Raw genomic sequence first — 20,070 nt, 5'->3', positions numbered from 1 at the left:
CAGCGAGTTTGTGTTTATTGTCATGCGACGCTACCTCATCACACTCAGCTGTTTACTTCTCCCGCTGGGCTATTCTTGCCTGGTTCAGATTGCGTCGGTTTATGCGGCCGAAGAGCTGAAGTTTGCTTCACTGGATGAAAGCCGCGCGGAATTCGAGCGTTCGGTGAAATCGGTACTCACGAAGAAGTGTGGCAATTGTCATCATGGGGAAAAGATTGAGGGGGAACTGGATCTGCTGGCGCTCGATACCGATTTGAAGGGGAGCACAAGCGCTGCCCGCTGGGCGATGGTGCTGGAGAAAGTCAATGCGCGGGAGATGCCGCCGAAAGAAGGTACACCGCTGACCGATGCTGAGTTCAAGTCGCTGAACGATTGGATTGCTGCCGAGATGAAACGTGCTGGCAAGCACCTCGCCCGCCGCGAGGCATACAACAACGGCAACAAGATTCCGCATCACATGCTGTTCGCCCCCCAGCAAGCAGCACCCCTCGATGCACCTCCGCGGATTCGCACCGTCAGCCCGGAAATCTATTCGGCTTATACCCGCGATTTGAGCAAAGGGGCGGAAAGCCTGATTGGCCAACCCTTCTCGCCGAGCGGCAAAAGCACGTTCAAGGATATGCATCTGCCAAAGGTCGATGAACCGGTGACGGCGCAGATCATCAGCAACGCGCTAGCCCTCGTCGAACGGCAGACTGGTTTCACCCGCGAAGGGGATGAGCTTAAGCCGCGGCTCGGCGCGCAGAAAGACTTCCTGGCTTTTGTCGATGAGAGATTGCCGCTCGGCGATGCGGAAGTCGAGAAGGCAATCAAGCTGCAGTTCGCCCGAGCGCTCGAACGAGAACCGACGGCCGAAGAATTGCAGCGATTTACAGCGTTCATGAAGAAGAACCTCGCCGAAGCCGGGCGAGTCGCTGGCGTTCGTTATTCGCTCGCTGCTGTGTTTTTGCTGCCGGAGGGGATCTTTCGCTATGAACTCGGAGCCGGTCCGCTCGATGACAAGGGCCGGGTGCGCTTGTCGCCAAATGAGATCGCGTCAGCCATCAGCCTCGGCCTGACCGACGACCGTCCCCCAGCCTGGCTGAGCGCTGCGGCAGCGAGTGGCGATCTCGATACGCAGGAAGGAGTCGCCGTTGCCGTTCGCAAGCTGCTCGCAGACGCGAAGCTCGCTAAACCGCGGATCCTCCGGTTCTTCCGGGAGTACTTTGGTTATGAAAACGCCGTGGAGGTCTTTAAAGAAACAAAAGACATGCCGGCTCACGACCCGCGGGCGCTCGTCGAAGACACCGATCAGCTGATTTCCAATATCCTCGAACAGGACAAGCAGGTTTTGAAAGAATTACTCACCACGAACAAAGCGTTCGTCATGTACAAGGGGGCCGCCGATTCCAAAAAGAAACGTGCCGAAGCCTTAGCAAAGTTCGAAGAAGATAAAAAGAAAGACCCGGTGAAGTTCAAAGATAAAAAGCCGAACTTACCGGGCCGTGCAGTTTACGAATCATACAATCTGACGGACTTCCCCGATCAGCAACCTGTCGAACTTCCGAAGCAGGAGCGCGCTGGCATCCTCACGCAACCCTCGTGGCTCGTTGCTTGGTCGACTGCCGACGACAATCACGCAATCCTCCGCGGCAAGTGGGTTCGCGAGCGGTTGCTCGGCGGCGTGGTGCCGGATCTTCCGATTACTGTCGATGCGCAGTTGCCCGACGCACCGCACCACACGCTGCGTGAGCGGATGCTCGTCACGCACGAGAAGTACTGCTATCAATGTCATCAGTATATGAACCGCGTTGGCCTACCGTTTGAAGTGTTCGATCATTTCGGCCGCTACCGCTCCAAGGAGACAGTGCTCGACGCAGAAGCGACCGCCGCCAATCTCGATAAGAAAGGCAAGCCACTGGGCAAGGTGTTGAAAGAGATTCCGGTCAACTCGACCGGCGGCCTGGATTTCACGCTTGATGCGGAACTAAACGGCGATGTGCAGAACGGCGTGGAATTGTTGCACAAACTGGCGGACTCACCGGTGACGGAACAGGTATTTGTCCGCCATGCGTTCCGCTATTGGCTCGGCCGGAACGAAACTTTGGGCGATGCCGCTACTCTGCGACGAGCCCACGAAGATTACGTCCTTAAGGATGGCAGCATGCAGGCGCTGATCGTTAGTTTACTTAGTAGCGACTCATTCTTGTATCGTGTTCCCGCAAAGAACGCTGCCGATAATCCCTGAATTTTCAGTAACGACTGAGCCGCTCCGGCCATTCCTAGTTAACCAAACAGGAACTCCGCCATGTCCCTCGCACGTCGTGATCTGCTCAAAGGTTTCTCGCTCGGCGCGGGAACGCTCCTGCTCCAGCCCATTCTCTCCCGGCTCACCGCGCAAGCGGCCGGATTGGCAACGCGGCCGAAGCGGTTCGTGTTTGTCGTCGAAAGCAACGGCTTCACGCCGCAGCAAGGCGCGCCAGAGGGATACAAGCGGAAAGCTCGCGACCAGCGTCCGCTGGGTGGGCCAAGCGAACTGGTTGATCTGTCGCTCGCCGACCAGACGTTGCCGATGGCCCTCGCGCCGCTCACGCCATGGAAAGACAAGGTCACGATCGTTCAGGGGCTTTCTGGCAAGGTATGCAGCGGCGGACACTCCACCAACTTTCAAGCATTGGGCGCTTTCGGGCAAGGCCGCGGTAGTGGCGAAAGTACCGCGGTGCTAAGCGAAACGATCGACGGCGCACTCGCGAAGCAGTTGCCGGGCATCTTTCCCTTCCTCGGTCTCGGTGTTTCCAAGCGGCTGGAAAACAGCGTGTTATACAACGTCTCAGCCTGGGCGGCCGACAAGCCGCTTCCGCACATGGTCAAACCCGACCAAGCCTATGCCGCGCTCTTCGGCAGTGTCGCCGGCGGCATGGCGAAGCAGGAGTTCACTGCTAAGAACAACCTGCTCGATTTTATCCGCGAGGACGTCCGCCGGGTCGAGAATAAACTCGCCGGACCCGAACGAGAGCAGCTGGGTGCTTATCTCGAAACGCTCGATACGCTCCGCGACCGTCAAAGCCGGCTGAACGAGATCGAGCACACCCTGCGGGAACATGCGCCCGTCACGAGCGACAAGTACACGTCCGCCGTCGAGACCGATCGACTCGATGCGCAATTCGACCTTGGCGCTGCGGCGCTCGTCGCGGGTCTCACCAACGTGCTGACGATTTCGTCGGGGGCAGGCATCCGCGATTTCGATATTTGCTTCACCGGACTCGGCCTCAAGAAGGGGAAGCATCACATCGGCCACGGCGGCAGCGAGAACGACATGGATTGGTTCGCACTATCGAACATGATCCGCCGCTTTCACTTTGAACAGATCGCCAAGCTCGCGAAGAAGCTCGACGCGATCAAAGAAGGGGACGGCACAATGCTCGATAACACGGTCATCATCTACTTGAGCGACGGCGCCGAATCGCATCACAGCCGCTGCTGGGAATGGCCGATGGTCGTGCTCGGCAACATCGACGGCAAGTTGAAGACCGGGCGCTATGTCGACTACCCCGCGTATGGCTACAAGGGTCATCGCACGACAGCGAACCTATTCGTCACGCTGCTGCAGCTCGCCGGCTCATCGCGCACCAGCTTCGGCCAGGCTGATCCGGGATTGAAGGAATTCGATCAACACGGACCGCTCACAGAATTACTGGCCTAACGCATTGAGGTCGGGAGTTCGGAATCATGTCGAAATCGTGGCTGCTGTTGCTTGGCCTGTTATGCTCCATCGCCAGGTCGGCGGAGCCGGAGTGGTCTGTCAGTCGCGGCCACGAGCGCTGGGTAAACTCCGTTTCGTTCAGTCCAGACGGCAAGTATTTAGCGACGGCTAGTGACGATCAAAGCACCAAGGTCTGGAACAAATCTTCGGGCAAACTGCATTGGGAGCATTCAGCGACAACTGCAGTCACGGTGGTTGCATGGTCTGCTGATGGAAAGCAACTCGTCACGGGGAACTGGCGGGGCTTGGTCCAGGTGCATAACTCCTCGGACGGAAAACTGCAGGTCCAATGGAAATCGCACCGGGAGAACATCACCAGCTTGGCGATGAGCAGCGACGGCCTGCTGCTGGCGACGGCCAGCGGTGACGATACTTGCAAGATTTGGGACCTGGCGACGCGCCGCTGTTTACTAACCATCGACCAACAGAACGAATACGATGCAACGTGCGTCGCCTTTAGCCCGGATCAGCAATTCGTGGTTGTCGGCGACGGCGAGAATCTGCTGAAGTTGTATCGCATCAGCTCCGGTGAATTGCTGCTGACGTTTACAGGTCATGCGGAATCCATCTCCGCGGTCACTTTTACCCCGAGCGGCAAGCAGGTCATCAGCAGCAGTGCGGACGATTCGGTGCGAATTTGGGATGCCGCAACCGGCGGTGAAGTGCGAGTGCTGCTCGGTCATACCGATGACGTAACTTCGCTCTCGCTGAGCGGCGATGGAACTCGCCTCGTTTCGGGCAGCGCCGATCGCTCGGTAATCGTTTGGGATGTCGCCACGCGAAAGAAGACGGCACAGTTTGCGGGCTTCGCGAATTCGATCACTGCGGTCGCTATCAACGCGGACGGTCAGCGAGTGGCAATCGGCACGCGGCACGAGTTGCGAGTCAAGGAGGTGACGAAATGAATGGTCGCTTCCTTATTTGCTCGTTGTTTTTCCTAGGCATCACGGGTTTCGTGCTACCTACAGTTTCAGCCGCCGAGGATCAATCCTTCGAGCGCATCATTCAGCCCTTCCTCAAACAGCATTGCTTCGATTGCCACGGAGCTGAAGAGCAACAGTTTCAGCTGCGGTTCGATGCGTTGCGTTCCGTGGAAGCAGCGGACCGCCATCTGTGGACGCTCCTGCATGAGCAAATCGCCTCAGGCGCAATGCCGCCCGAGGGTCAGCCGAGGCCAAGCGATAAAGACAAGCAGCAAGTTCTGGCGGCGATCGAAAAGGCTCAACTTGCGCTGGGTCGTGCCGCAACTCGCCGGCTCAACCGCCGGGAACTGGCGGCCGCACTGCAAGACGTGAGCGGCCTCACGGTGGATTTGTCGTATGCTCTCCCCGACGACGGCAAGGTGGATGGCTTTGATACCGGGGCCGATGGCCTGCAGGACGCCGCCGATTCCGTCGCCCAGGCGCTCGCAGTCACTCGCCGCGCGGTGGATGGAATCCGCTTTCGGTCGGAGTCGCGAGCCAAGCTGTACGCTGCCGACGTGCGCGATGCCAAAGATGTGAAGAAAGTCTTCGATGCGTGGAAAGCGGACGGCGTGACCGTGAATAGCGGCGATGTCGTCAGTCAGCCGGGTACCGGATGGTTCATCAAGCCGAAGTGGCTGCCGGATCGGGGCGGTTTGACAATTCGCATTCCGCCGCCGACGCAACGCGGAATATTGCGTCTCAAGTTCGTCGTCTCGCTCCAAAAACCGTCGCCGAAAATTCCTGACTCGCAGTTGTGGGTTGAGGTCGGCGGGCGGGATGTTGCGTATGTCGAAATCGACAGTTCAGCGGACGCGCCGCAAACGCTGGAATATCAAATCCATCTGGCCGATGTCACCGCCGATGCAAAGGGCCTGGCAATTACCCTGACCAATCGCGTGGAAATGCCATATGAGATCGACGGCTATCCCAACGAAGACCGCAGCAAGCCGGAGGAGAAGATTCCCAACGGAGGCGGCTTGTTCCGCCCCGCGTTTGATGCCAAGACTCTGCCCATCACTCAACAGCCTGTGCCGCTCGTGGTGCTGCACAACTTTGCAATCGAAGCTGACTTTCAGCAGCAGTGGCCACCGGCCGATTGGAAGTTTGGAGCGGGCGATCTGTCTGATGATCGCGCATCGGCCGAGCGACTTCTGGTGATCTGGATCGAACGTGCCTGGCGACGCCCCGTTTCCGTCGCAGAGCAGCAGCGGTTCCTCGGGCTGTATGACCAGGAGCGGAAACGCGGGCAGGACTTTGACGAAGCGCTGCGGGCAGCTTTCCATGCGGCGCTCATGTCGGGGTCGTTCCGCTATTTGTCCGTGCCTGGACCGGACAACCCCCACGATCAGTTCGCGATTGCCTCACGGCTCAGCTTCTTCCTCTGGGGCGCGCCGCCAGATGCGGAACTGCGTGGCCTAGCCTCGAAGAACAAACTACGCGATCCCGCAGTGCTCGACGCCCAAGTGTTGCGGCTCCTTACAGACTCCCGCAGCGAACTCTTTTTCCACCCCTTCGTCATGCAGTGGCTGGAAATGGGGCAGCCGATCACCTTGGCGATGGATCACATTCAGAAGCAGGACTTCCGCTTTGGCCGGAATTTGAAGGCATCGCTGCAGCAAGAGACTATCGCGTATGTGACGGAACTACTGCAGCAGAATCGCCCCGCGCGCGAACTAATCGCCAGTAACTGGTCGATGCACAACGACATCCTCGCCCGGCATTATGGTTATGAGAAGATTCACGGCGGGCGGTTGCGGCGAGTTACGCTGAAAAAGGACGATCCTCGCGGCGGCGGCATCCTCAGTCACGCCGGCATCCAGTCGATGCTCTGCTGGATGGGTGAGAACTGGGTCATTTATCGCGGCGCCTGGACGCTGCGGCGAATTCTCGACGATCCTCCCCCACCTCCCCCGCTCGAAGTGCCAGAGCTAATTCCTTCGGATGGCAAAAACGTCGGAAAGAGTTTTAAGCAACTGCTGGTGCAACATCAGGAAGATGCCAGGTGCGCAGTCTGCCACAAAAGCATGGATCCGCTTGGATTTGCCTTCCAGAATTTCGATCTCAGCGGCCGCTGGCGAGAAAGCGAATTCGAGAAGTACGTCCGTAACGAACTGGACGGCAAAATCGAATGGCGCGGCAGCGGGAAGGAGCGGCCCGTAGATGCCACGGGCAAACTTCCCCGCGGCGAAACCTTTACGTCATTTGTCGAATGCAAACAGTTGCTCTTCCAGTACTATACGGACGACATTGTGCGCGGCTGGCTGAAGAACGTGTTTCTCTACAGCACCGGCCGAAAACCTGAGATTGCTGATCTGGCTGAAATCCGGCAGATCATGGCGACTCATCGCCCGCGAGGTTATCCGCTGCGAGAATTGTTGCAGTCCGTAGTCCGCTCGCGAGCGTTTTTAGGCGAACGAATACTGACCAAAGAATGATCCGTAACAGGTAACATAATGAATAGCAAAAATCCCATTGTCACCCGCCGCACCGCCCTTCATGGTCTCGGCGCGATGATCGCCCTTCCCTGGTTGCAAGTGATGGGGGGAAGCTCGGCCGCCGCTGCAATAGGGCAGAAGGAACCGCCCCGCCTTGCCTGCTTTTATATTCCGGGGGCAATCAACCATTATCAGTGGTATCCGGCCGATGAAGGTCCGAAGTACACGATCTCGCCATCGCATCGGCCGCTCGCCCATTTGCGCGACGAGTTCTCAGTGCTTTCGAGCCTCTTGCACATTCAAGGTCGCATCAGCGGTCACGAGCATCCTTACAACTGGCTGACCGGCACGAATATTAAGATTACTCCGGGGACGATTACGAACACGATCTCGCTGGACCAGGTCGCAGCCCAGCACGTGGGCCCGACGTACGTGCCGTCGCTCGCGCTCTCGTTTGAAGACGGCGTAGGGACTCGAACGCTTTCGCGCAACGCCATGGGAGCGGACATTCCCGCGATCGGCAACTATCGCACGGTGTTCGAAAAACTTTTTCCGCCGGCGGATGCCGCTCAACTGAAGCAAGCGAAGGCTCGTCTAGAACTGAACCGCAGCGTGCTCGATATAGCGATCGAAGAAACCAGCAATCTGCGCCGCAAGCTCGGCCACGGCGATCAGCAGCGGCTCGATCAATACCTGGAGTCAATCCGCGAAGTCGAGAAACGGATGACTGACAACGGCGAGATTCTCGATCGCGGCCGGCCGAAGTTTGACGAGGCAGCGGTTAAACTGCAGCCGCAAGGCAAGAACCGGATGCGCGAACACATTGAGCTAATGATGGACCTAATCTCGCTCGCGTTTCAAACGGATATGACCCGCGTCGTCACGCAGAGCCTGGGTGGCGAAGGGGGACCGAATTACGACGACTACAAGGATTGGGCTCAGTCCGTAGGCGCTCCCGTCCGTGGCGCCCACGATGTGCATCACAAGGGCTCGGGCAACCGCGGCGTGGAAAATCCCGACGTGAAGGTGCTTGGACTGCGGGACGAAATGTTCTGCGCTTGCCTGGCTCGGCTCATGGACAAACTGAAAGGCATCGAAGCCAGCGATGGCAATCTGCTCGATCATACGGTCCTGCTCCTCGGTGGCTCGCAGATCAGCAGCCACTCCGGCGGTAGCTTCCCCATGCTACTTGCCGGTGGTCGCAAGCTCGGCTTCAAGCACGGCCAGCATGTTAAATGGAAGGGGGGCGTCAAGCCCGCTTCCGATCTTTATCTCACGATCCTACAGCAGATGCGCTGCCCGGTGAAATCGTTCAAAGAAAGCACGGGACCGCTCTCCGAGATTTTGGCCTAACGCGCGGAGCAGAGAGATGCTGCGGATTGATTGCGGAAACAGCAGACCAATGTGCGACGGCCTCAGCCGCCGTTCATTCATTCAGGCCGGTTCGCTCGGCCTGAGTGGATTGACGCTCGCGAATCTGCTCGCGGCGCCGGCGGAAAGTTCGTACGTCAAGGACAAGGCCGTGGTGCTGCTGTTCCTGGGCGGAGGACCGAGTCAGCTTGAGACTTGGGATCCCAAGCCAGATGGCATCGGCACTTCGACCAGCATCGCGGGGCACATTCCAACGAGGCTGCCTGGCGTGCGGTTCGCATCGTACTTTCCACACATGGCGGAGCTGGCCGATCGACTGACGATCGTGCGCTCGTTTCACACGCACCATGCGGAGCACAACGGCGCTCACAAGCAGATCTTAACGGCCGATACTTCCATTCCCGACGGCAAGCCGATCAATCATCCGGGGATGGGCGCGGTGTACGCCCGCGCAGCCGGAGCTGTGCATCCGCAGACTGGCATGCCGCGGCAGATACTCATTCCCCCCACGCTCGATCACACCGCGGAAAGGGCCGGCTTTGCGGGCTCGTTTGAGTCGGTGGTAGAGGGTTGCCAACCGGCATATCTCGGCGCTTCATTTTCGCCCTTCGAGATCAAGGTGCCGATGAAAGAAGGTGCAGCCAAGGACAAAAAGAAGGGCCGCGGCAAGAGTGAACCCGTCGAGAATCCACTCTTGCAGGACATGGAGCCGCAAGTTCCCGATGCCCGCCTCGACGGGCGGCTGGGATTGCTGAAGCAATTGGATCAACTCAATCGTCAGCTCGATGCCCGCGGCGTGATGGACGGCGTCGATGCGAACAATGCCCGCGCGCTCGATGTCCTCCGCGGCGGCGAAGTCCGCGACGCGCTCGATCTGCTCAAAGAAGATCCGCGCACGCTGGCCGCTTACGACACGGAGCACTTTCGCAACTATCGCTGCAACGATCAATCGAAGTTCGAGCGCAGCGGCCCTTCGATCGGCATCTCACTAGGCCGGCAACTCCTGACGGCCCGCCGGCTGTGCGAAGCAGGCTGCGGCTTTGTCACGGTCATTCATTCCAACTGGGATTTTCACGCTCGCAAGGGCATTCCGAACATGCCGGAAGGAATGAGCGTCCTCGCACCGCCTCTCGATCACGCGGTTGCGGCATTCCTGAAGGATATTCACCAGCGCGGCCTGCAAGACAAGATCCTTTTGGTAATCACAGGCGAGTTCGGCCGCACGCCGTCGCTCGATGAGAACCTGGGCCGACATCACTGGCCCCGATTATGTCCTTTGGTCTTTGCCGGCGGCGGCCTGAAGCATGGGCGAATCGTAGGTGAATCCGATCGACGCGGCGGCGAACCGGCGGACAATCCGTATTCGATTGATGATTTGCACGCCACGATTATGAACGCCATGTTCGATGTGGGTCAAATGCGGCTCAATACAGGGCTGCCGAAGATTGTAATGGAACGCGCCAGCCGTGGCCGCGTGATCGGAGAGATGTTTTAGAAAATGAGAATAGCAGTTATGTATCGCTGCCGAATGGCGCTAGTGGTGTTGTGCGCGATCTCGTTCCCTTTGGGACTGCACGCGGCAGGCTCTGTTAAGACCCCTGCCGAGCTTATTGCCGCGGTCAGCGTCGCGACGGAGGGTGACACGATCAGAATCGACGAAGGGCGATTCGAATTGCCGGAACCGCTTGAACTACCATCGGGAGTGACTTTGCAGGGGGCAGGAGTCGACAAGACGATTCTAGCGCCCACCAAAGATCGAACAGCGCCAACAATTTCCTTGCCTGATCCGGAGATGAAGCTGGAGGGGCTCGATACTGGAGCTTACTTGATCCGCCTGCAGCGAGATTCCCGCGGGGTGAAAATCTCGGACCTGACTTTGCAAGGGTCGCAACTGCACGGCGCGATTTTCGCCTGGTATCCTCGCGATCTGGAACTGAGCGGCTTGCGGGTTCAGGAAACAATGTGGAGCGGAGTGCGGACGTTCGGCATGAAGAACTCCAAGATCCACGGATGCGAGTTTATCGACGCCGGCGGCCGGTGGGAGAAAGGAAAGCCGGGAACGAAAGGCGGCATCACCGGCGGCGCTATTTTCGCCATCTGGATGGCGGACTGCGAGGTGTTCGACAACCGCTTCCTGCGAACTCGTCCGCAGCGGGAACATGAGTTCTACGGAATCAAGGTTCGGCAGGCCAAGCGCTGCCGCTTCCATCACAACACGATTGAAGTGAACTTCTCCCTCGAACTCCCCTTTGAGAACGACGAGGACGTGGAGATTGACCATAATGTACTGCATGGAACCGTTTCGATTCCCAAACATGCGGGCGGACCGGTGCCTGAGAGCGGCCGGACTTTTCATATCCACCACAATTGGTTCCGTGACAGCTACAGCATCGAATTTGTCCGCAATGGAGTCGAGATAGATCACAATTTGTTCGATTTTGATCCGCTAAAGGATCACGGCAATTTGATTAGCGGATTCGGGAAGGCGGCAGCCAAAGGTCCCGCAGTGTTTCACAACAACCTGGTCAACAATCCAGGTCGCGGCATAATTTGGATCAACGAGGTCTTCGATCAACTTGTAGTACGCAACAATCACATTGTGACCCGGACCACCGCGACTCCGCGAATCGAAGGGCTGTTTGGGTTCAACCCACAGTGCGACTTCAGCACGATCGCAATCAAGGACAACGTGATCGAGTGCATCGGCACGCCGCGTCCTTTGCTGCGTTCCGCAGAAAGCTATCAAGCGACAATCGAGAACAATCGTTTGCAGAATGTGTCGGATGCCGAAAAACTAAAGAACCCTAAGGCGAATCGCGAGGCAGGCCTTGAAGCTCCGTTGCAGTTCAGTTGCGGAGTTAAGGGAGAAAGGACCGTGGACGGCTGGCAAGCCAAGACAGGACGGTGACGCCATCTGGATCGGACTTAGGAGTCGAACCCACTCATCGCTGAAATTGACGCTGACAAGCGACAAAGGATTCTGCCAATCAGATAGTTGAAGTTTGCACGAAGGCAAAAGATTCACTTGCTGGCGAGAAGCGATCCTACGCGGGTCCACCAAAGTTCTGGATAGCGATGGTTGTCGAGCGGTTCCGATAGCCGACGGCCATCGAACATATCCCGCATGCACTGCGTTCCTTGCCAAGCCGGGTAGATCGAATCACGTCCCGGCCGCAGCCAGCCAACAAACTTTGCTAGACAGCCGAGCATTTTTTGTAACCACAATAGAATTGTCCTCTGTTTCTCCACAATAAGAAACGTCCCCTTGGGGTCAGGCTCTTAAGGTAACGGTGTGGGGGCGGTTTGCGTAGCGCAGGAAGCGCCAGCGACTGGAGCGGAGCAAAACGCCCCCACACCGCCGCAATATTTCGGCAGCGGGTTGCGGCTATACGGTTGAGCGGGATACCATAAAAATAATTCGTTCAAGTTGCTTTGGCACGGTAAACACTCCGCAGCCAGATGAGTCTCTTGGGGATACCACAGGCGGATTTGGGGATACAAAACCTTTTCGACTTCGACCTAAGGTGCATTTGGTAAGTGCCCTATGATCGAGTCCCCAAAGGCAATAAGCTCGTATCCCGAAACGACAAACCGGGTTTCGGCCGCTTGAGTGCTAGTAACGAAAACGAATTGACGCAAAGCCCTTGTAGCTCAGTGGATAGAGCAATCGTTTCCTAAACGATAGGTCGGCGGTTCGAGTCTGCCCAGGGGCACTTTCAGAAGTTTCCTAAAGATTAGGTCGGAGGTTCGAGTCTGCCCAGGGGCACTTTCAGAAGTTTCCTAAAGATTAGGTCGGAGGTTCGAGTCCTCTCCGCGGTACTTTCTGGCCGTAGCATTCGCAGTACACGGCGCATGATTATCCACGTCGATATGGACGCGTTCTACGCCTCGGTCGAGGAGCGCGAGAATCCCAGCCTGGTTGGCAAGCCCGTGATTGTCGGCGGTTCGGCGGCCGGAAGAGGAGTGGTCGCAGCTGCCAACTACGAGGCCCGTAAGTTTGGCGTGCATAGTGCGATGGCCACCGCGCGGGCGCAGCGGCTGTGTCCGCAAGCGGTGCTGATCAAGCCCCGCATCGAGTTTTATGCAGCGGTCTCGCAGCAAATTCGCGGCATCTTTGCCGACTATACGCCACTGATCGAACCATTGTCGCTCGACGAAGCGTTTCTCGATGTTCGCGGCAGTGCCGCCCTATTCGGTTCCGCAGTCGCGATTGCCCGGCTCATTCAACAGCGCGTGCGCGACGAACTGCGGCTGGTTGCCTCGCTCGGTGTCGCGCCGAACAAGTTCGTCGCCAAGATCGCCAGCGATCTCAACAAGCCAGCCGGTTTTGTGGTGGTAGAGCAGGGCGATATGCAGGCCTTTCTCGATCCGCTCCCTATCAGCCGGCTGTGGGGCGTGGGCAAGGTGACCGGACAGAACTTCGCCCGCTTTGGGCTGCATACGATTGGCCAGGTTCGCAGCCTGCAGTTATCGCAGTTGCAGAACATGCTCGGGCCCAGCGCCGAACACTTTTGGAGACTGGCAAGCGGACAGGATGACCGCGCGGTTATTCCCGATCGCGAAGCAAAGTCCATCTCGCACGAGACCACGTTTGCCGAAGATATTCGGGAAGATGAAACCCTGCGTGGCTGGCTGGCGGAACTGGTCGAACAAGTCGCGCGGCGACTGCGACGTTACGACCTGAAGGGGCGAACCATCGAGATTAAGATTCGCTATGCAGACTTTCAGACCGTCACGCGATCTTTCACCCTGCGCGAGCCGACCAACATCACCAGCGAACTCTGGCAGGCAGCGCTAGAAATGTTCGACACGAGGCTGGCGAACCAACATCCGCCAGTTCGCTTGCTTGGCTTTGGAGTGCACAGCATTGTCGAGGCGACTCAGCCTCGGCAGCAGGACTTGTTTGGCGAAGAGAAACGTGGGCGCGAGCGACAGATCGATTCGGTCGCCGACCAAATTGTTGCCAGGTTTGGCAAGCAATCGATCAATCGCGGCCGCAGGCCTTCCGAATAGTTGTCACGAGCACTTGCAAAGCTGCCTCGCCGCAAAAGGGACGAGGCAGCGATTGAGTGCAATCTGGAAAATCGCAATTGCCGTTAGTCGACAATCTGCAGCTTGATCTCGTCGGAGTTCCCCTTCAATTCCGGTGCATAGACCGCGCTGGCGCGTGTGGGCAATGCGCTGAACTTGCCGGGGATCTCGGCTCGCATCCGATAACTAACCGAGTGCTTGCCACGGGCCAAAGCGCGGACGAAGAACGCCACGCGATTGTCACGCAGTTCCATGTAAGCGCCCAGTGAGTTGCTGTTGTAGCCGCTGCGGAGATCGACCGGTTCGAAGCCCGAAGCCTTCATGTCTTCGAACATCAGATACTCGTAATCGTTCTTGCTATCGATTTCGAGTTCGATCTCGACCAGATCGCCACTCTTCAGCGTCGCTAGTTCCTTCAACTCTTCGCGCTCGTACTTTTCGACCTTCTGAGACACGGGTTGTCCGCGCGAGCCGGCTACGTTGATCTTCTTGTCGACAGGATTCAGCTTGTAGTACTTGCGATTGACGTTCACTTCGAGACCCGCCTTCTCGATGTGATCTTCGAGTGTGAAGTTGGTCAAGTACGCATTGAAGTAGATCGGGCCCTTGCCACGGCGACGCAATTCGACTTCGTGTTTGCCGTCTTTTACATCGGCTCCGCTCAGGACGAACTTGTTGTCGTAAGTAAAGAGGTTTTCCTTCGTGATCTCGACGGCTTTCTTCATTTCGCCATCCATCCAGACCTCAACGGTCAGCTCTGGCTCCATTTCGCCCGACGCGCGAATGAAATCGGCAAATGCTTCGACGCACAGGGCCGTGTCGCGAGTGTTTTGCCAATAGGTCGCGTGCTTGCGATTGTTGAGCAAGTACTTGACGAGCCGCGGGGCCTTTTCGCCCTTGGGTTCCGTCTTCGCGAGCAGCTTCAGGTAATAGGCATTGGCTTCAATCTCGCTGCCGTGCCAACTCCACCAATGGTTGCTGGCTGGCAATCGCAGGAAAGCCGTTTCGTTCTCGGTGTCTTGCACCAGGAACTGATCGATATTCTGCATAATCATATCGAGCTTTTCGCGGTCGCCGACCTTATCCAAAGCGAGGCCGAACATGGCCTTACCATAGACAGGAATCTGAATGCGGTCGCGATAAATTCGGTCTCGCATCTCGACGTTGTCGCTGCCGGCGTCGTTCAGCACCATGTAAGCAAAGGCGTCCATCGCGTCGGCAAATTGCTTGGTCGGAACCTTCTCTTTCTTCTGCTCGAAATTCTTAAGCAATTCGAGTTGCTGAGCCTGATAGCGGCGGAGCCAATCGATGCCTCGTTCGAGCGTGCCCGGTACGAGTGCCACATCGTTGGCCTTGGCGATTTGCAATCCTCGCACGACCGTGGCGGTGGTGTGCGGGAAGCTCCGTTCGCCACTGCCGCTGAACCAACCCCAGCCACCATCGCTGATCTGTTGATCGGTAAGGGCTTTGACCCCTTCCTTCACCATGCGAGTGAGTTCCGCTTCGTCGAACACCGGATTGCGATCAAACCGCTGCCATTGCTTAGCCCGCTCGCGATCGTTGCCGATCTCTTGGGCGTTCAGGTTCGTCCGCTTTTCGCCGATCGCTTTCAGGTCCAGATTTAGACCCAGCAGAGTCTTCTGTGTGATCACGCTGGGAAGGAAGCGATTGAGCGTTTGATCGGTGCTGTCGTAAGGATATTCGGCCAGGTAAGGCAGGGCATCGACCATTGCGAGGGCCAGCGACGGCGAATAGCGAATCTCAAGCACACTCTGCTCGACACGCCGCTCGGTCGGCACGGTGATGTTTACCTTACCGACTGCCTGATCGGGCCGGATGGTGCTCGCCCAGCTTTCGGTCTTGAGCATGCCGTGCACGTAGCTTGGCAATTTCATCTCCATGGCGTCGGACTCTTCGTCCGTAAGCGCCTTCATGCGCACCACAGCTTCCCCTTCGCTGGTGACTTTACAGCGCCAATCGACGCGTTGCTCACCACCGGCAGGAATCATAATTTTCACGGTCTTGTCACTAATGGGTTCCAGCACGTTGCCGGGTACTTCGAGCGTGACGGTAACTTCCTTTTCCTTGGGAAGATAGTTGTGCACGTTGGCTGTCAGCACCACTTCGTCCTTCTGCACGAAGAACCGCGGAGCTTGCAAACGCACGAGCAGATCTTTGCGTGTGGTGACTTCTGCATCGCCGCTGCCCACACGCGTGCCGTGCCCCATGCCCCAGACGCGAATCTTCCAGCCCGTGAGATTCTCAGGCATATCGATATCGATCTCCGCGGTGCCATCTTTGGCAGTGGAAATTGCGGCATTCCAATAAGCGGTATCGGCAAACTTGGTACGTACGGATGGTTCTACAAGTGGACCGCCCCCTCCGGCGCTGGGCTTATCGGCCTGGCCCGCCTGTTGCTTTTCCACTCCGTTCATACTCTTTCGCAGTTCACCTCCTGCGCGGTCGGCCAACATATCGCCCCCCGGTGCGGCAGCAGCCATTGGCATTGCTGACGCCTCGCGGTTTGCTCCATCCATTGCCATGCCCCTGGCAAACTTCAATTCGCCACCACCAAAACCTCCCCCGTCGCCTTTAGCGTCACCCAGGTTAGCCGCAAGATGATCGGCTTCGCCCATTTCGTCAGCAACGCTAGCGCCAAAGACACCTAGGAATGACATGCCGGGCTTATTGGGCAGAGTCATATTGTGAGAGGATCTTGCCAGACTTTCCTGCGTTTGCGGATTGTGGTGACGACGCCACTTCCAGAAAAACTCTTTGATATCCGGCACATTGCTGCCGCCAGAAACATACTCGACCGACTTGTCATAGACGCTAACCACCGTCGACCCGCTGTAATTCTCACCATTCAGATCGGTCAGCTTGATCTTCACCTTGGCCTTTTGACCGGGCTTGTACGTCAGAGCCGAGGGGAGAACTTCGACATTGAGAATTCGCTTTTCAGGCGGGACGATCACCTCCTTCGATTCGACGTAGACATTACCATCGGCGATTGTCAACGCTTCGACAAAGAAATTCGGCATGTCGCGCTTAACGATTTCGATCTCTTGAATGACTGACTTACCCTTCAGCCGCAAGACCTTTGGCGGCAGATAGACTCCATTCGTCGGCCGAATAAAGAGGAGCACCGTGCTATCAGTTCGGTCAGTGTTCACTTGCAACTTCAGTTGATCGCCGGGAGCGTACTCTTTCTTATCTTGAATCAGTTCCAGGTTGTTGAAGCGGAAATCGGTGCCGTCGTTACCGTCGCCAACAATCGTGAAGATGTAACCACCTTCAATCTTGTGTTTTTTGCTGTCGACAAGTTCGTATGACAGGCGATATTGCCCCTTTGCCGAGGCCTTCATTTGCTGCTGCGCCACACCTTCGGCATTGGTATTCAGTTCCCAGCGCCTGACAGCGGTTTCGATTGGCTGGCGTTTGTCGTCGTAGGTGATCTTGTATAGCGTCAGTACGCCGGTTCCCTCGACGGGCTTATTATCGAGCGTCTGAGCTTTGAAATTAGCTTCGACAGTGTCACCGACACGGTAGAAACCGCGATTCACCCAAGTGAAGACCTTGAACGGCTTGCGAGCGACCAGCACCTTTCCTTCACCGGTAATCGTTCGACGTGATTCGTCGCGCACTTCGACCGAGATGGTGTATTCGTGGTCGGTGTCGCCGTGCAGTTCCTTGGCAATCGCCGTATCGATTTCGACATCGAGCGAACCATCGGGGCTGATCTCGCGTTCAACTTCCGCGACAATCTCCGGCGGATGTTGCGGGCCGCGCCAAATCCACGGTGGCAACGGGCGACGGCAACCAGCCCATTCATCGAACCCCCGGTACCACGGATAGTCGTAGCCGAACCACCAATAACCTGAACCAAAGCACCAATCCCACGAAGCGACGGGAAACCAGTTCGCGCTGTGGCTGCTGCGCATCACTTTGTATTTGATTTTCCCCTTCGCCACTGGGGCGCCAAAGTAATAGTTGGCGTTGATCTTCGCAGTGATCTTCTCGCCCAGCATTACAGGTTCGGTCGGCGCTGCGACTTTGACTTCGAACTCGGGCTTCTTATACTCCTCCACCCGGAAGTGATTGCCGCCCATCGCTTGAAAACGCAGACCGTGACCCGCATCAAGTTGAATGCGGTATTGACCCAATTGTGCATCCTCGGGCAGTTCGTACTCGCCCGACAGTCCGCCAAAGTCATCGGTCTCGATCGTCTTGCTAAGGATCTTTTCGTTTTTGGGGTTAAAGATGGCGATCGGGAAAGAGCGTTTTGCAAACTCCGAGTTATCCGGCTGGTCGTACTTGGCCGTACGGAACCAGAGCTTGAAGTTCACCTTCTGCTTGGGGCGATAGACGGGCCGATCGGTGATCGAAAAGACTTTGACCTGATTATATTCCTGGTCGTGAATGGCCGCATTCCACACGCCTTGGAAGCCAAAGAACGCCATCCGTCCCTTATCGCCACGCGCCATCACCAACCACTGAAATTCTTGCTTCAGGTCTTTGGGGTCGGGAGTTAACAGTCCATCGGGGCCAGTTTTTTCGGCGAAATTGGTCGTGGTGACTTGGAAGCGATTCCCGCCCAAGTGCCGCTGCTGCCAGCCAAAAAACTCGACGTTCGCTTCGGCAATCGGCGCACCATTGACGGCATCACCCACAAAGTAGAGCTGCTTCCCTTCCAGTGTTTTGTGAACGATGGCCGTATCGGCAACCCACAAAATAATCTTGCTCACATTGCCATCGACCATCGTGCCCGTTAGCAGATAAGCGCCCGGCTTTTGCAGCGGCGTGGTGACTGTAACGCGGCGATCGAAATGATCGGGGCGCGGGTCGACATCCAACTCCCAGGCAGCGACCGCTTCGTCCAGGAACTTTTGTTCGTTCTGCTGCACGATCCGCCAGCCGATGTTGCCGATGTTGATGCGATTCCAATCGACCCGGTTGCCCGGATCGGATTTCAAATACTCCTTGAGATCGGCGAGCAAAAGATCGATTTTGATTTCTCGCGCGTCGAACTTGACCTTCTTACCGTTGCGAAAACGGAAATCAACCGTAGCTCCCTTCCCCGCCGGCTGAGTGCTGACGGCTTCGAATGTTCCCCAGTTGGAGACAATCTGCTCCAGGCGATTTTTTTTCCAGTCGTTCGTGTCGCGGTGCCTTGTGATACTCTCCTGCCAATACTTGGCCGCGGTCGGATATTGCCGACGATTCTCAAAGATCTGGGCGAGTTGATTCAGCGCTTGCTCACCGAAAGTAACTTTGTCTTCGGCTGCGATCTTTTGATAGAGCTTGATGTGATTGAATTCGTCGGGAAGAGTGAAACGCTTGATGCCGCTGGCCAGTTTGGCGATCGTCTCCGTTTCTTTGAGTGTATGAAGTGCAAACGTGCCGCTCTCATCCTTCGTCGTGTCGTCGTCTCGCGTCGGTCCACCAAAATTGCGGCCGAAACCACCGCGCTGCATCGTCTGCACACCGAATTGCTGTTGAAGGAACGAGGCAAACTGCGTCCAGACCTGCATCCGGAGAGCAGGACTGTTTTCGATCGCTTGTTCCTGGGCCCAACGCCATCGCTGACCATCAGTCTCGGCAGCCTCCCAAGTGGCAGACGTGGTGTGATAGATGGGATTCCCTGCGGCGTCGACCGGAGCGCCGGTGCTGTCGCGAAAGCGAAAATAGCCGTCGTCAAGATCGGGCAGCTTGCTAAGGTCGGTAAGGTACTGCAAGCGCCAGGCTTCATGGATGCCGCGATTGCTGAGCATTTGCTCCGACAGGTTCAGAAAGAACTGAGCGACTTCCCCCTTGTTGTCGTCCTTCACCACCAGTGGCAACGCATCTTGCATCAATTGCAAGGCACGAGTGCGGTCTCGATCGACCGAGTTCACCACTTTGCCGCCACCACGGCGATGACCACGCTCATAGTTGCCGGCAATCAAAAATCCTTGATGCTGGGCGTTGGTGTATTGCGTGGCTGCCCCTTGCAGCAAACGCCAGTTTGCTTTGTGGACTTTGATCGAAGCTTCGACCAGTTCGTCGAACTCCTTTGTGCGGCCGAGGTTGTTCAAGCATTGCACGGCCCGGTCCAGGTCGCCGGCGACCAGCTTGGGGTCGTTCTTGGCATCGAGAGCCAACTGCTGAAAGCCGTTGTAAGCTTCACGAAAGTTGCCGTCGTTCATCAACTTTTGCGACTTGGCTCGTAGTTGGCCCAAATCGGGAGCCTGGGATAAGGCTCCCGAAACTACGAGCCCCAGAATGGCCAGGCCGGCCAGTGAAAAACGGAACCACTGCTTACTATTCATTGCCGCAGCCTTCTTAGAGTCAGTCTGGAACGACCTAGGAAACCATTCCTGTGTGCGTGACATCGCGATTCAAGACAAGTGCCGTTGAGAGGCAATAAAATGCCCCGGGAACCGGCAGTTACAGTTAAGACGACTGACCTCCGTCAGTGGTTTTCAATATCCGCCGCCGCGAGGCAAAAAACCAGCGGGCAAACCAAGCGCGAGGCGAGAAACCATTT

Annotated in this window: 9 protein-coding genes and 1 tRNA gene; 9 read left to right on the top strand and 1 reads right to left on the bottom strand. The window is 57.0% G+C overall.

Annotated features, from left to right (window positions below):
- Nucleotides 1–22 precede the first annotated feature (22 nt).
- From ETAA8_RS22070 to dinB, 9 genes are all read left to right on the top strand, one after another.
- Nucleotides 23–2,227, top strand: a complete 2,205-nt coding sequence (locus ETAA8_RS22070) for a DUF1588 domain-containing protein (RefSeq protein ID WP_145093404.1) — start codon at nucleotides 23–25, stop codon at nucleotides 2,225–2,227.
- Between the two features lie 60 nt (nucleotides 2,228–2,287).
- On the top strand, nucleotides 2,288–3,682 hold the full coding sequence (locus ETAA8_RS22065; RefSeq protein ID WP_145093401.1) for a DUF1552 domain-containing protein: 1,395 nt from the start codon (nucleotides 2,288–2,290) through the stop codon (nucleotides 3,680–3,682).
- A gap of 26 nt (nucleotides 3,683–3,708) precedes the next feature.
- Nucleotides 3,709–4,647, top strand: a complete 939-nt coding sequence (locus tag ETAA8_RS22060; RefSeq protein WP_145093398.1) for a WD40 repeat domain-containing protein — start codon at nucleotides 3,709–3,711, stop codon at nucleotides 4,645–4,647.
- Nucleotides 4,644–7,142: a DUF1592 domain-containing protein gene (locus ETAA8_RS22055; RefSeq protein ID WP_145093395.1), complete on the top strand. Its 2,499-nt coding sequence runs from the start codon at nucleotides 4,644–4,646 to the stop codon at nucleotides 7,140–7,142. The genes ETAA8_RS22060 and ETAA8_RS22055 overlap by 4 nt, the downstream gene beginning before the upstream one ends.
- A gap of 18 nt (nucleotides 7,143–7,160) precedes the next feature.
- Nucleotides 7,161–8,495, top strand: coding sequence for a DUF1552 domain-containing protein (locus ETAA8_RS22050; protein ID WP_145093392.1), 1,335 nt, complete (start codon nucleotides 7,161–7,163; stop codon nucleotides 8,493–8,495).
- A gap of 16 nt (nucleotides 8,496–8,511) precedes the next feature.
- Nucleotides 8,512–10,008: a DUF1501 domain-containing protein gene (locus ETAA8_RS22045; RefSeq protein WP_145093389.1), complete on the top strand. Its 1,497-nt coding sequence runs from the start codon at nucleotides 8,512–8,514 to the stop codon at nucleotides 10,006–10,008.
- 18 nt (nucleotides 10,009–10,026) lie between these two features.
- Nucleotides 10,027–11,421, top strand: a complete 1,395-nt coding sequence (locus ETAA8_RS22040; RefSeq protein ID WP_238397491.1) for a right-handed parallel beta-helix repeat-containing protein — start codon at nucleotides 10,027–10,029, stop codon at nucleotides 11,419–11,421.
- A gap of 732 nt (nucleotides 11,422–12,153) precedes the next feature.
- A tRNA-Arg gene (locus tag ETAA8_RS22030) sits at nucleotides 12,154–12,226 on the top strand.
- Nucleotides 12,227–12,365: 139 nt separating this feature from the next.
- A complete protein-coding gene (dinB, locus tag ETAA8_RS22025; protein WP_145093384.1) occupies nucleotides 12,366–13,526 on the top strand; it encodes a DNA polymerase IV in 1,161 nt (386 codons plus the stop codon).
- A gap of 83 nt (nucleotides 13,527–13,609) precedes the next feature.
- On the opposite strand, the gene ETAA8_RS22020 is transcribed toward dinB, so the two are convergent.
- Nucleotides 13,610–19,852 (bottom strand): alpha-2-macroglobulin family protein, encoded by a 6,243-nt coding sequence (locus ETAA8_RS22020; RefSeq protein WP_145093382.1) that lies wholly within the window; start codon nucleotides 19,850–19,852, stop codon nucleotides 13,610–13,612.
- Nucleotides 19,853–20,070: the final 218 nt, after the last annotated feature.

Source organism: Anatilimnocola aggregata (assembly GCF_007747655.1).
Classification (GTDB): Bacteria; Planctomycetota; Planctomycetia; order Pirellulales; family Pirellulaceae; genus Anatilimnocola; species Anatilimnocola aggregata.
The sequence above is the reverse complement of the archived record's forward strand: the minus strand, read 5'-3'. Positions and strand labels throughout refer to the sequence as shown.